Origin of the sequence: Candidatus Competibacter denitrificans Run_A_D11 (assembly GCF_001051235.1) — a bacterium.
In the GTDB taxonomy this organism is placed as follows: Bacteria; Pseudomonadota; Gammaproteobacteria; order Competibacterales; family Competibacteraceae; genus Competibacter_A; species Competibacter_A denitrificans.
In genome coordinates this window covers 31671-44837 of the sequence record NZ_CBTJ020000020.1, presented here as the reverse complement: position 1 = coordinate 44837, position 13167 = coordinate 31671, and the positions used below count along the sequence as shown (strand labels likewise).

11 protein-coding genes are annotated in these 13167 nt (G+C 55.2%); 3 read left to right on the top strand and 8 right to left on the bottom strand.

The annotated features are described in order from the left end of the window. Positions 1–15: 15 nt before the first annotated feature. Genes purD through BN873_RS02355 form a run of 4 tightly spaced genes read right to left on the bottom strand, consistent with a single transcriptional unit; the run spans position 16 to position 4279 of the window. Positions 16–1314, bottom strand: a complete 1299-nt coding sequence (purD, locus tag BN873_RS02370) for a phosphoribosylamine--glycine ligase (RefSeq protein ID WP_048670371.1) — start codon at positions 1312–1314, stop codon at positions 16–18. A 51-nt stretch (positions 1315–1365) separates the two neighbouring features. After that, complete coding sequence (gene purH, locus BN873_RS02365; protein WP_048670370.1) at positions 1366–2946, bottom strand: bifunctional phosphoribosylaminoimidazolecarboxamide formyltransferase/IMP cyclohydrolase; 1581 nt, start codon at positions 2944–2946, stop codon at positions 1366–1368. A gap of 43 nt (positions 2947–2989) precedes the next feature. Next, the gene (locus BN873_RS02360; protein WP_048670369.1) at positions 2990–3604 is read right to left on the bottom strand and encodes a Uma2 family endonuclease; all 615 of its coding nucleotides are present in this window, start codon (positions 3602–3604) and stop codon (positions 2990–2992) included. Positions 3605–3613: 9 nt separating this feature from the next. Next, positions 3614–4279 carry a carbonic anhydrase gene (locus BN873_RS02355; protein ID WP_048670368.1) on the bottom strand — a complete coding sequence of 222 codons (666 nt, stop codon included), beginning with the start codon at positions 4277–4279 and terminating at the stop codon, positions 3614–3616. Positions 4280–4356: 77 nt separating this feature from the next. Between BN873_RS02355 and BN873_RS02350 the strand changes: the two genes are divergently transcribed. Then, positions 4357–4623 carry a YcgL domain-containing protein gene (locus BN873_RS02350; RefSeq protein WP_048670367.1) on the top strand — a complete coding sequence of 89 codons (267 nt, stop codon included), beginning with the start codon at positions 4357–4359 and terminating at the stop codon, positions 4621–4623. A 19-nt stretch (positions 4624–4642) separates the two neighbouring features. Next, positions 4643–5839 carry an aminotransferase-like domain-containing protein gene (locus BN873_RS02345; protein WP_048670366.1) on the top strand — a complete coding sequence of 399 codons (1197 nt, stop codon included), beginning with the start codon at positions 4643–4645 and terminating at the stop codon, positions 5837–5839. A gap of 43 nt (positions 5840–5882) precedes the next feature. Here BN873_RS02345 and BN873_RS02340 read toward each other — a convergent pair whose 3' ends face one another. The 4 genes from BN873_RS02340 to BN873_RS02325 form a co-directional block, all read right to left on the bottom strand. After that, entirely contained in the window at positions 5883–7547 is a 1665-nt protein-coding gene (locus BN873_RS02340) for a magnesium transporter CorA family protein (protein ID WP_048670365.1), read from the bottom strand. A 12-nt stretch (positions 7548–7559) separates the two neighbouring features. Beyond that, positions 7560–8327 (bottom strand): hypothetical protein, encoded by a 768-nt coding sequence (locus tag BN873_RS02335; RefSeq protein ID WP_048670364.1) that lies wholly within the window; start codon positions 8325–8327, stop codon positions 7560–7562. A 46-nt stretch (positions 8328–8373) separates the two neighbouring features. Next, positions 8374–8919, bottom strand: a complete 546-nt coding sequence (locus BN873_RS02330; RefSeq protein ID WP_048670363.1) for a hypothetical protein — start codon at positions 8917–8919, stop codon at positions 8374–8376. A 207-nt stretch (positions 8920–9126) separates the two neighbouring features. Further along, a complete protein-coding gene (locus BN873_RS02325) occupies positions 9127–10641 on the bottom strand; it encodes a fumarate hydratase (RefSeq protein ID WP_048670362.1) in 1515 nt (504 codons plus the stop codon). 217 nt (positions 10642–10858) lie between these two features. Between BN873_RS02325 and BN873_RS02320 the strand changes: the two genes are divergently transcribed. Further along, the gene (locus tag BN873_RS02320; protein WP_048670361.1) at positions 10859–13144 is read left to right on the top strand and encodes an NADP-dependent malic enzyme; all 2286 of its coding nucleotides are present in this window, start codon (positions 10859–10861) and stop codon (positions 13142–13144) included. Positions 13145–13167 lie beyond the last annotated feature (23 nt).

Below are 13167 nucleotides of genomic sequence, written 5' to 3'. Positions count from 1 at the left end.
CCGCAATAGCCATACCTATTTTCCCCGCTCCCGTGCGATGGCCCGATAACCGATGTCGGTGCGGTAATAGGCACCGTCCCAATGGACCTGCTTGGCTAGCTGGTAAGCCGATCTCTGCGCTTCCGCCACCGTGCCGCCCAGCGCGGTCGCACACAACACCCGACCGCCGTGCGTCACCACCTCACCGTTTTGCGTCTGCGCCGTTCCCGCATGGAACAATTTGACGCCTGGCTCCAACTCGCCCTCGTGATCCGGCAAGCCGGTGATGACATCGCCCTTGCGATACGCGCTGGGATAACCCGCAGCAGTCATCACCACGCCCAATGCAGGCCGAGAATCCCAATCGGCTGCGATCTCGCCCAGGCGACCATCCAGCGCCGCCTCGCATAAATCCACCAGATCGGAGCGCAAGCGCAGGATCAGCGGCTGGGTTTCAGGATCGCCCAGGCGGCAGTTGTATTCCAGCACTTTCGGGCCGTCAGCGGTCATCATCAGACCGGCATAGAGAAAGCCGACATAGCGGCAGCCCTCCGCCGCCATGCCGCGCACGGTTGGCTCGATCACTTCGGCCATGATCCGGTCGTGCAGTTGTGGCGTGACCACCGGCGCGGGCGAATACGCGCCCATGCCGCCGGTGTTCGGGCCACGGTCGCCGTTGTCGCGCGCCTTGTGATCCTGAGAGGAGGCAAACGGCAGGATATGCTCACCATCGGTCATAACGATGAAGCTGGCTTCCTCGCCATACAGAAATTCCTCTACCACCACCCGCCGCCCGGCCTCGCCAAACTCCGCACCGCTCAACATGCTGCGCGCGGCGGCGATGGCTTCCAGTTCGCTCTGGGCCAGAATCACGCCCTTGCCAGCGGCCAGGCCATCGGCCTTGACTACCACCGGCGCGCCCATCTCGCGGATGAACGCTTCCGCCGCGTCGGGATCAGTAAAGCTCTGATAACGGGCGGTGGGGATGTGGTGGCGGGCCAGAAAATCCTTGGTGAAGGTCTTGGAGCCTTCCAGTTGCGCCGCCGCCTGACTCGGCCCGAAACAACGCAAGCCCGCATTCTTGAACAAATCGGTGATGCCCAGCACCAGCGGTACTTCCGGCCCGATGAGGGTAAGATCGACCTGATGGCCTTGCGCGAATTTGAGCAATTCCGGCAGATCGTCAGCGGTGATGCGAAGATTGGTGACTTTGGGTTCGCGGGCAGTGCCAGCATTGCCCGGTGCGACATAGACATTGCGCACCCGGCTGGATTGCGCGACTTTCCATGCCAGCGCGTGTTCGCGGCCACCGCCGCCGACGATCAAAACATTCATAAAACCCCTCACCCCCAACCCCTCTCCCAGAGGGAGAGGGGGAAATGGTCATTAGTGGCGGAAATGCCGCATTCCGGTAAACACCATCGTCATGCCGTGTTCGTCGGCGGCTTCGATCACTTCTTTATCGCGCATGGAGCCGCCCGGCTGGATGACGGCGGTGATGCCGTATTCAGCGGCCAGATCGATGCCGTCGCGGAACGGGAAGAAGGCGTCCGAACCCATCGCCGCGCCCTGTAGGGTCAGCTTTTCCTCAGCGGCTTTCATGGCGGCGATGCGCGCCGAGAACACCCGGCTCATCTGCCCTGCACCGACGCCGAGAATCATTCCGTCCCGGCCGTAAACGATGGCGTTGGATTTGACGAATTTCACCACCTGCCAGACGAATTGCAAATCCACCAATTCCTGTTCGCTGGGCGGGCGCTTGGTCACGACCTTCAAAGCAGACCGCGCCACCTGGCCCAAATCCCGATCTTGCACCAGCAAGCCGCCGGTCACCCGCTTGTAATCCCAACCCGGCGCGCGTTGGTCGCCCCAGTTGCCGCAAGCCAGCACCCGCACGTTTTGCTTGCTGGCGGTCGCGGCCAAGGCTTCCGGCGTCACTTCCGGGGCGATGATGACCTCGACAAATTGCCGATCCACAATGGCCTTGGCGGTTGCGCCATCCAGCGGCCGATTGAAGGCGATGATGCCGCCGAAGGCTGAGGTCGGGTCGGCTTTATAGGCGCGATCATAGGCGTCCAAAATGTTGGCGCTGATCGCCACACCGCAGGGATTAGCGTGCTTGACGATCACGCAGGCCGGAGCGCTAAAGCTTTTGACGCATTCCAAGGCGGCGTCGGTATCGGCGACGTTGTTATAGGATAATTCCTTGCCCTGAAGCTGCTTAGCGGTGGCAATGCAGGCTTCCGCCGGGTGCAGCTCCACGTAAAACGCCGCACCTTGATGCGGGTTCTCGCCGTAACGCATCTCCTGGGCCTTGCGGAATTGCACGCTGTAGGTGCGCGGGAATGGATCGCGTTCCCCTTCCTTCTGGATTCCACCGAGATAGTTGGCAATCGCGCCATCGTAGCGGCCGGTATGCTCAAACACCTTTACTGCCAAATCAAAACGGGTGGCGGCGCTGACCGCGCCGTTGTTGGCCTGCATTTCGTCCAGTACGCGCTGGTAATCGCCCGCATCGGTAATGACTGTGACCGCCGCGTGATTTTTGGCCGCCGCGCGTAGCATCGCCGGGCCGCCAATGTCGATATTTTCAATCGCATCGGCCAGCGCGCAATGTGGTTTGGCAACCGTGGCTTCAAACGGGTAGAGATTGACCACCAGCAAATCAATCGGTGGGATATTGTGCTCGGCCATCGCACCCTCATCCTCACCGCGCCGACCCAGCAAGCCGCCGTGAATTTTCGGATGCAGGGTTTTAAGCCGCCCGTCCATCATTTCGGGAAAGCCGGTGTAATCAGCGACTTCGATGACGGGTACGGCATTGCTGGCTAACAATTTGGCGGTGCCGCCGGTGGAGAGAATTTCGACGCCCCGTCCAGCCAGCGCACGGGCGAAATCGACGATGCCGGTTTTATCGGAAACGCTCATCAAAGCGCGGCGGATGGAAACAGCGGAAGTTGGGTTCATGCGGGGTTCCGTGGGTCGGAGAATAGAAGGTCGAGTGAAAAGTTCAGGATTCAGGGTTGCGCAGGACGGCTCGTAAAGTGCGTACCGCTTGGGTCTGGCTGGCTTCGCCCATGCAACGGGCAATCAACACAGGATCGAGATCAGGCCATAATCGGCTGCGGGTACTGGGCACATAGTCCGCACCCTGAAGCAGGAAGAAACGCAGCCCGCCTTTTTGCCAAAACCAGACTTCCGGCACGCCCAGGCCCCGATAAATTTCTAATTTTTCAATACCGCCAGAAGTCCAAACGATCTCAATGGCAATATCGGGTCTTTCCGGTAGGGTAGTCCGCGCACCCACGGTATAACATTCATCGGCTTCAACGCCGCAGCGAGCTTCGGCGGACTTGATCGTCCACGAACCATAGCCATTCAATTCAATGCCGCCTTCCTCAGCGTAGGCTTCCACCAAGCGCACCAGCATTTTTTTCAAAAGCTCGTGGTTGAGCGAGGGCGACATCAGTTCAAGTTCTCCATCCAGATAGGCCACCCGCGTCCCGCCCTGCTCGCCGCGCAGGGCTAATAAAGACTCGTAGCCTTGCCAGCTAATAGCGTGCAAGCGGACACGCTGGTCGATCCAGTGCATAGATGGCGTTGCAGGATTCAATGCGGGAATCATGGTTGCGGTTTACCCGGCATCCACCGGAATTGGGCCAAAATACATATCATAAAACCGATCTTTATCCGGGTCATACTGCATCAATTCGCCATTTTCCAAATCGTAATACCAGCCATACAGCCGCAGGGAACCGGCTTCAACCCGCTGGCGAATAAACGGAAAAGTCATCAGATTGGTCAGCGACACCCGCACCCCTGCCCGTTCACAGGCGCGCTGTTTGAATTCACGGCTGGCATCCGGCCAGCGTCGCAACACCTCATCACGGGCGGGCGCGGCAATCTGCACCCAGGGCGCGATATAGCCTTCGCCCTCATTATTCGCCCCGTAACCTTCCAGGAGCGCGTTGATGCCGCCGCAGCGCGAATGACCGAGCACGATGATGTTATCGACTTCCAGATTACAAACGGCATACTCCACCGCCGCGCTGGTACCATGATAACGGCCCCCCGTTTCGCAGGGTGGGATCAGATTGGCGACGTTGCGAATCACAAACAGCGCCCCCGGCGCGGAATCGGTCAGGATCGCCGGATCGACGCGCGAATCGCTGCAACCGATCAACAAGGTACGCGGGGTTTGGCCTTTCATCGCCAGTTGGTTGAATAGCTCGCGGTTCGGCTCAAAATTTTTGAGCCGGAAGCGGTGAAAGCCTTGCAACAGCTCGTTGATATTGGTCATCGCGCCCTACCCTGCTGGTTTTCGGTCAATGTGGCATTATACCCTGTCCGCCTCGAACCTTCGCCTGGAGAGCATCTGTGCAGTGCGCCATCTATAAAAGTCTAAAAAAACAGGATACCTATCTTTATCTCGCCACCAAGGATGATTTCACCTGCGTTCCCGAAAGCTTACAGACACTGATCGGGGAAGCGGCTCATGTCATGGATTTGGAGCTATCGCCGGAACGTAAACTCGCACAAGAGGATACGGCGGAAGTCCTGAAAAATCTCCAGGAACGCGGCTGGCATTTACAGATGCCGCGCCAGGAAGAGTGGCCGAGCTTTACGGAACAATTCAAGCACTGAACCCTGCGAGATACAGCACATGTTCTCCGAACGCATCGACCGACTGACCAGTTCTCTGATTCGGGAATTGCTCGCTCTCACCCAAAAGCCGGACATCATCTCCTTCGCCGGTGGTCTGCCCGCGCGGGAGGCTATGCCCTTACTGGATTTAAGCGAGTTGCCGCCCGATCTGAGCCAGTACGGCACGACCGATGGCGAGCCGGAATTGCGCGCCGCCATCGCTGCGCAATTGGTCGGCCTTGGCCTGCGCTGTAAAGCGGAACAGGTGCTGGTCACCAGCGGTTCGCAGCAAGGCATTGATCTGGCATCCAAGCTCTACATCGACCCCGGCACGCCGGTGGCGGTGGAGGCACCGAGCTATCTGGCGGCACTGCAATCCTTTCGACTGTTTGGTGCCCGCTTCGAAGAGTTATCGCTCACGGCCGCTGGCATCGATCCAGAGCAGTTACGGCAAATCATCCAGCGCCACCGACCCGCCCTCGTCTATCTCATTCCCACTTTTCAGAATCCGGCGGGCGCCTGTTACGACGAAGCGACTCGTGCAGCCGTCGCTACCGTCTTACGCGAAACCGGCACGCCTTTGCTGGAAGATGAACCGTATCGGGAACTGGTCTACGAACCGGTGGATCGGACCCCGTTGTGCGCTCGGTTCGGCGAAAAAGACACCTGGATGTACATGGGCACCTTTTCCAAAACCGGCATTCCTGGCCTGCGGGTCGGCTATATCGCTGCCTCGCCAAATGTCCATCCCTATTTGGTGCGGCTCAAGCAGTCCACCGATCTGCATACCAACCGTATCGGTCAGTGGTGGTGCACCCGATTTTTGACTTCTGCCGAATATCCAGCCCATCTGGAACGGCTACGGGAATTTTACCGAGAGCGGCGCGACGCCATGCAGGAGGCGCTGACCCGCCATCTTGGCGATCTGGCGGAATGGGTGACACCGAGCGGTGGTTTGTTTTTCTGGGTACGACTGAAAGGCGGTAGCGATACCCGTGCGCTGCTGGTGCGGTCGCTGGAGCGTAAGGTGGCCTTCATGCCTGGGGAGGCGTTTTTTGCCAGCACCAACGCCCAACATGGTGCCTTTATGCGGCTGAACTTTAGCCACGCCACCCCCGAACAACTGGAACGCGGATTATCGGTGTTGGCGGAAGTGATTCGAGAAGAACACGGGCGGGCCAAAGCAGATAACAGTGCCGGAGTCGTGGCGATTTAGGACGATGATCTTGATACCAACCCTGGCAACCCACCCGGCACTGTCAAATGCGCTCTATTCTCTGGCGAGGTTTGCGTAAGACTCTAAATAAGACCGCAAATTTTTCTCGCCAACCCAGGCGCTCGTCGGATAGCGCCTCAAGGAAATCTGACAGCGATTTCGATTTGGTGACCGCATAGATCACCAACAGGATGCTTGGGGCCAGTACACCAACGAAAATCAGGCCCTTCAGCCAAATCGGATTGCCGGCCTCGTCGAAAATATTCATCCCAAGAAAACCGGTTGCCACGGTGGCGATCAGGCCCAGTGTCGTCACTACTGTCAGGCGTATAACGGTATTTGCCTGGCGTCTCAGGCCATCGCTATCCAAATAGGCGTTCATCTCCTTCACCGCCGCACTGACATCCTGATAGATCCGATCCGTCTCCAGATGGTTGGTCAGCATTCGGAACAGATCGCGTGCTTGCGCCTGATTGGAGACTTCATGGAACCAATAACGATGCGTGAAACGCAGAAATGTTTCCATGATCCGGCGAATTTCGCGCTTAAAGGCTTTAACTGAATCCATGTCTCGGATATCAAGCCGGCTGATCGCTATGACCAGCCACTCCGAGAACAGCATCAGACTGGCCTTATGAAAATGGGCGATTAGATTGACCAAAAAATACTGGTGGCGAAATTGACCTAGCAACCCGGTATTCGGGTCGGCAAAAAAGCGTTGGCTGGCTTTACCGACAATGACGAAAGAATGCCCGCAACAAAGATAGCGACTGCTTAATTCGTCATTTGCAGGGTCCCAAAATTTATCGTAACAATAGTCGCGCTCGAAATTGACCAGCTCCGCTTCCGAGTAGGGCAACGTGTTGGAAACACCGGCTTTGGTAATCAGCGCCAATCGAGCGAAGTCACCGCGAGTCAACGCCTGAGGCTCGTTAAAGCTGAGATACGCTAGCAACGGCATTCGATGATATTCGATCTGCCGGTAACGGATCACACCCTCCTGATCGGAATGATAGAGGGCCAGCGGTTGCAGCAGAAACTCCCAATGAGCAGAGATCGTCGGGGAACGGTGGCGGCAGACAAATTGCAGATACTTAGTGCGATCTTGGTAATCTGAAGCTGCCAGAATTTCACCATTGGCGGCCAACCATTCCACACGGTAGGGGCATTGCCCACCCTGACCGTTTGCCTCCCAAAAACCGGGATAGGTTCGGCCTACTTTAAAAAGTACATCTTCAGCCAGCAATAATGGAATATCGTTGGCGAAAAATTCGACCGCTAAAATAACGATATCCAAATCATAAAAGAAATGCAGATCGGCATGAGCGACCTGAAATAACAGCGGCGGGGTTTTCTCATCAAGAATAACTCGCATCCTTGCGATATCACGGCGACGAAAAACCCGGATCGGCGATTTGCCATAACCGGCCTGCCCCGCTTGATTGGCGCCTTCTCCGTATAAAAAACGCTGTACATAAGGGAGAAAGGTGATGAATTCCTTGTAATGGCGCTCCTGAAAATCATCCGGGTCACCAAACTCATCATCGACTTCCTGCCATGGGCAGGTATCACCGAGCACTTCCAGCAGTTCCCAATATTTCGAGATATGCGGCTCCTGCCCATGAATGTTCATTAACTGCAAAGGCCATAGCAGGATTTGCCGAAAATGGCGAACTATAGGCGATGGATTCTGTGCGGCTTCGCTCACAACACGCCGCCCTCAACGATTACCTTTAAACAAAGCGTGGGTGAGCATGGCCGCCACAGCGATCATGGCAAAACCGAGTACCCAAAAGATATCGATTGGTGAGCCTGAAGCATATTGTTTGGTAAATACCAAATACGTGTACGCTTGATCGCCGATGAAATAGAGAACCAACCCTATCATGATAAACCACGCTGAACTAGACGCCACGCCACCTGACAATCCAGAGGCGACCAGCATAACCGTCATAAGAAGAATTGGATCAAACAACATATAAAAAGCTGAAACCAATGGCAAAACCAAGCCTTCACTAAAAAGGCCATTCCAGTTTGCCATTACCGAAATATATAGACCACCAATAAAAAAGATCACTGCAAGAATTTTTCCCCAAAGTGGAGAAACGACACCCAAGTTTTTCTTAAATAAGAGCAATGCGCTCACTGCAAAGGGGATTAGAGAAAGATAGCCAATATCCGAATAATATGGAAAAGGCGTTTCCTGGCCGTCATTGAGCAAGGGATACGTGCTAAACATGACTGCCCCTGCCCCCCAAGCGAAAAGCGCAGTACCGAACAACCACCAGACAGTGCGCATAGGGTTGGCGTTTGGCAGAACCAGTGCCGTTCGATAGCAGAATAAAGCGCCTAACATTGCAGAAACAATTTGCAAGATATTTGAATAATACAAGCGAAATACTGGATCAATATCTAAGGCCAGAAAAGCCAAGATCAAAAGACCTGATATGATCCAAACAAATATTAAGGCTACAGAGAATAAGCTCATTAGATTTCCTTAAGAAGGATTGTTCAAATTTGTGAAGGTAGCAATTTTACGTCTTCAATTTTTCATATAATGGCTTGAATAGTTTTTCGACTTGATCCTTGCTCAGCATAAGCTGAGCTTTCAGCTTGCATTGCTCCAGAAATCCTTCAGGATTCTGCTCTATCAAATACGTATTTGCGATCCTGTCAATTTCTTTTATTATTCCAGGGCCGTAGATTTTTTTAAGAATTTCTTCTACTTCCTTCCGAATATCTGCTGTTTTTAGACCACCAACCCCAATCCCAGAGGAGGTCAATTTATTTTTCAAATTCCACAGAACAGTGTGTATGGCCGGCGCATCTGGGGATTTTTCATTCGCTGCCACTCCAGATTGTTGTAAAAAAACAACACCCTCAACATTGAGTGATAATATTTCTTCTAAGGCCAGTCCGCCGGTTTTCCGCAAGAATGTGATGCTACTAATCTCGCCATTTCCAACGATAATCGTCCCGATATGCCTGGTATTACTTTCTTTTACATAGATATAAAGCTTACCGGATTTTTCATCCGTTTTTATGGATAACAAAACATCAAAAAGCTGCTGAGCAGACATGATTAGTGTTTGCCTTATTGGGTGAACTCCCGCAACTAACGTGTGGCACAAGAAAATTGCAAGATAGAAAAAAATCAATCCGGCCGATCACTGAAAGCTACAAGTCAAATCGGGTATCATTTTTCGAAATATCAATTCAGCGCAAATCGCAAAGTCGGATCGTCGAGCAATCCGACTTTACCGTCAAATCATGCCGTGCGGTTCGTGCTATGCCTCTACCACCGGAATCTTGCCGATCTTGGCCTGCCATTCTTTCGGCCCAGTCTTATGGACGCTGGAACCCTTGGAATCCACCGCCACCGTCACCGGCATATCCTTAACCTCGAATTCATAAATCGCCTCCATCCCCAGGTCCTCAAACGCCAACACTTTGGCCCCCTTGATCGCCTTGGACACCAAATAAGCCGCGCCACCGACCGCCATCAGATACACCGCCTGGTTATCCTTGATCGCGTCAATGGCAATCTGACCGCGCTCGGATTTACCGACCATGCCCAACAAACCGGTCTGCTCTAGCATTTGTCGGGTAAATTTGTCCATTCGGGTTGCGGTCGTCGGACCGGCAGGCCCAACCACTTCATCGCGCACCGGATCGACCGGGCCGACGTAATAAATAAAGCGATTAGTGAAATCGACTGGCAGCTTCTGGCCTGCGTTCAACATGTCGGTCATGCGCTTATGCGCTGCATCACGACCGGTCAATAGTTTGCCGTTTAACAGCAAGACGTCGCCCGTCTTCCAACATGTGACATCTTCCCGGGTAACCGTTGCTAAATCGATGCGCCGGGCATTAGTAGGAGCGTAGGTCAATTTCGGCCAATCGTCTAGGCTCGGTGGCGTTAGCATGGCCGGGCCGCTGCCATCCAGATGGAAATGAACGTGACGGGTCGCCGCACAGTTCGGCACCATGGCAATCGGTAAGTTAGCCGCATGGGTCGGGTAATCCAACACCTTGACATCCAGCACGGTAGTCAAGCCACCCAAGCCTTGCGCGCCGATACCGAGTGCGTTCACCTTCTCATACAGTTCGAGGCGCAATTCTTCAGCGCGATTCTTGGGACCACGGGCGATCAATTCCTGGATATCGACCGGGGCCATCAACGATTCCTTGGCCAGCATGAAGGCTTTTTCGGGTGTACCACCGATGCCGACGCCTAAAATACCAGGCGGACACCAGCCGGCCCCCATCAGCGGCACGGTTTTTAATACCCAGTCCACCAGATCATCGGAGGGATTGAGCATTGCAAACTTCGATTTAGCCTCCGAACCGCCGCCCTTGGCCGCGCAAATGACTTCAAGGTGATGGCCGGGCACGATTTCATAGTGAACCACCGCTGGCGTGTTATCTTTGGAATTCTGCCGCTTGCCAGCCGGATCATGCAGCACCGAGGCACGCAGCTTATTGTCGGGATTGAGATAAGCGCGACGCACGCCTTCATTCACCATCTCCTGCACCGACAGCTTGGCATCCCAATGCACCTCCATGCCGACTTTGAGAAATACCAGCGCGATGCCGGTGTCTTGGCAAATCGGGCGATGGCCTTCGGCGCACATCCGCGAATTGATCAGAATTTGGGCGATAGCATCCTTAGCGGCCGGGCTTTCTTCACGTTCGTAGGCTTGGGCTAGTGCCTTGATGTAATCGACGGGGTGGTAATAACTAATGAACTGAAAGGCATCGGCGATGCTTTGAATGAAATCATCTTGACGGATCGTGGTCATGGTAGCTCCAACAGGCGAGGAATCAGACGCGGTTTCGCGTCTGGATAGGGAGATAACGCCCAGCATTTTACCGCATTCCCGCACCTCCGGCGGCGCTGTGCCAACCGCGTTTACCCAACGAGTTGCTACACTTTAAAGCTATCGACGCTTACAAACGCCTGACCTCTGCTTGCGCCAGGCTAAATCCCCCTCTCCAACTTCAAGGAACCGCCCCAACATGGCCGACGATTTCAACGAAAGCGCCCTGCGCTATCACCGTATGCTTCCCTACGGCAAGATCGAAGTCACTCCGACCAAGCCCCTTGCCAGCCAACACGACCTCGCGCTGGCCTATTCCCCTGGCGTTGCCGCTGCCTGTGAAGTGATCGTGCAAGACCCCGGTGAAGTATCTACCGTCACCGCGCGAGGCAACTTGGTTGCGGTCATCACCAATGGGACGGCAGTGCTGGGTCTGGGCGACATCGGCCCACTCGCCGCCAAGCCGGTGATGGAAGGCAAAGGGGTCCTGTTCAAAAAATTCGCCGGTGTCGATGTGTTCGATATCGAAATCAGCGAACGCGATCCCGACAAGCTGGTCGAGATTATCGCCAGCCTGGAGCCAAGCTTCGGCGGCATCAACCTGGAAGACATCAAAGCCCCGGAATGTTTCTATATCGAACGCCAGTTGCGGGATCGGATGAAGATTCCGGTATTTCACGATGATCAGCACGGCACCGCGATTATCACCGCTGCCGCCGTGCTCAACGCTTTATCGCTGGTGGGTAAGAAGATTGGCGATGTAAAAGTGGTGACCTCCGGCGCGGGCGCCGCCGGCATCGCCTGCCTGGATTTGTTGCTTGAACTGGGATTGAAGCGGGAACACGTCATCGTCTGCGATAGTCGGGGCGTGATCTTTCAAGGGCGAGGTAACCTCGACCCTGAGAAAGCGGCTTACGCCGCCGATACGCCCGCACGTACCTTGGCCGATGCCACAGTCGGCGCGGATATTTTTCTGGGTTTGTCCAAGGCTGGCGTGCTCACCGGCGAAATGGTCAAGACCATGGCTGTCAAACCGCTGATTTTGGCGTTGGCCAATCCGGTGCCGGAGATTATGCCGGAGGACGCCAAAGCCGTGCGCCCCGATTCGATCATCGCCACCGGCCGCTCTGATTATCCTAATCAAGTCAACAATGTACTGTGTTTTCCTTACATCTTTCGTGGTGCGCTGGATGTGGGCGCGACGACCATCAACAAGGCGATGCAATTGGCCTGCGTGCGTGCGCTAGCCGAGCTGGCTCGCCAACCGCATTCCCAGGAAGAAACCGCCGCCTACGGTGACCAACAAATCGGCTTCGGCCCGGAATACCTGATCCCGAAACCGTTTGAACCACGCTTACTGCTAACCCTGCCGCTGGCGGTTGCCAAGGCGGCGATGGAGAGCGGCGTCGCCACGCGGCCGATCCAGGATTTCGCCGCTTATCACACCCAACTAAGTCAGCGAGTCTATCGTTCCGGCCAGATCATGCGGCCGGTGTTTGACCGTGCCAAGGCCGACCGCAAGCGCATTATCTACGCACAAGCCGAGGAAGAACGGATGCTGTGGGCCATCCAGGGCGTCATTGATGACGGTCTCGCCAAACCCATTCTGATCGGGCGGCGCGGGCGGATCGAACAACGCATTGCCGAACTGGGCCTGCGCATCCGCCCTGACCAAGATTTTGAGATCATCGACCCGCAAAACAACCCATATTACGAGGAATGCTGGCAGGAATATCATAAATTGCGCGGTCGTTATGGGGTCGATCCCAACAAGGCGCGGGTCCGAGTCAATACCCGCGCGACCGTTATTGGCGCGCTGTTATTGCGCCTTGGTTATGCCGATACCTTATTGTGCGGTTTGATCGGTGGTTATCCCGATCATATCGAATATATTTTAGATATCATCGGCTTGCGGGAAGGCGTCAAAAAGCCAGCGGCGATGAACATGCTGATTACCTCCTACGGCCCACTGTTCTTCTGCGATACCGACATCAATGCCGATCCCACGGCGGAAGAAATCGCCGATATCACTTTGTTGGCCGCCGAAGAAGTCGGTCGCTTCGTCGCGCCGAAGGTAGCGCTGCTCTCGCACTCCAATTTTGGCTCCCACAAATCCCGCCAAGCGCGCAAGATGGCGGAAGCCCTGCAACTGATTCGGCAACGAGCACCTGATTTGGAAGTGGATGGCGAAATGCGCGGCGATGCTGCCTTATCGGAAGAGCTGCGGAATCGAGCCTTCCTGCATTCGCCGTTGAAAGGCTCAGCCAATCTGTTGATCATGCCGAACGCCGATGCCGCTAATATCTCGCATAACCTGCTGAAAGAGGTGACAAACGCGGTTTCAGTCGGCCCAATCACGCTCGGTTTGGCCAAACCGGCACACATTTTAACCCGCTCGGCCACCGCCAGGCGCATCATCAATATGACCGCGATTGCGACTGTGGATGCCCAGGAATATGCCTTACGACGCCGCTATCGCATTTAGTCCTCAAGGGTTTTTGCTCCGGT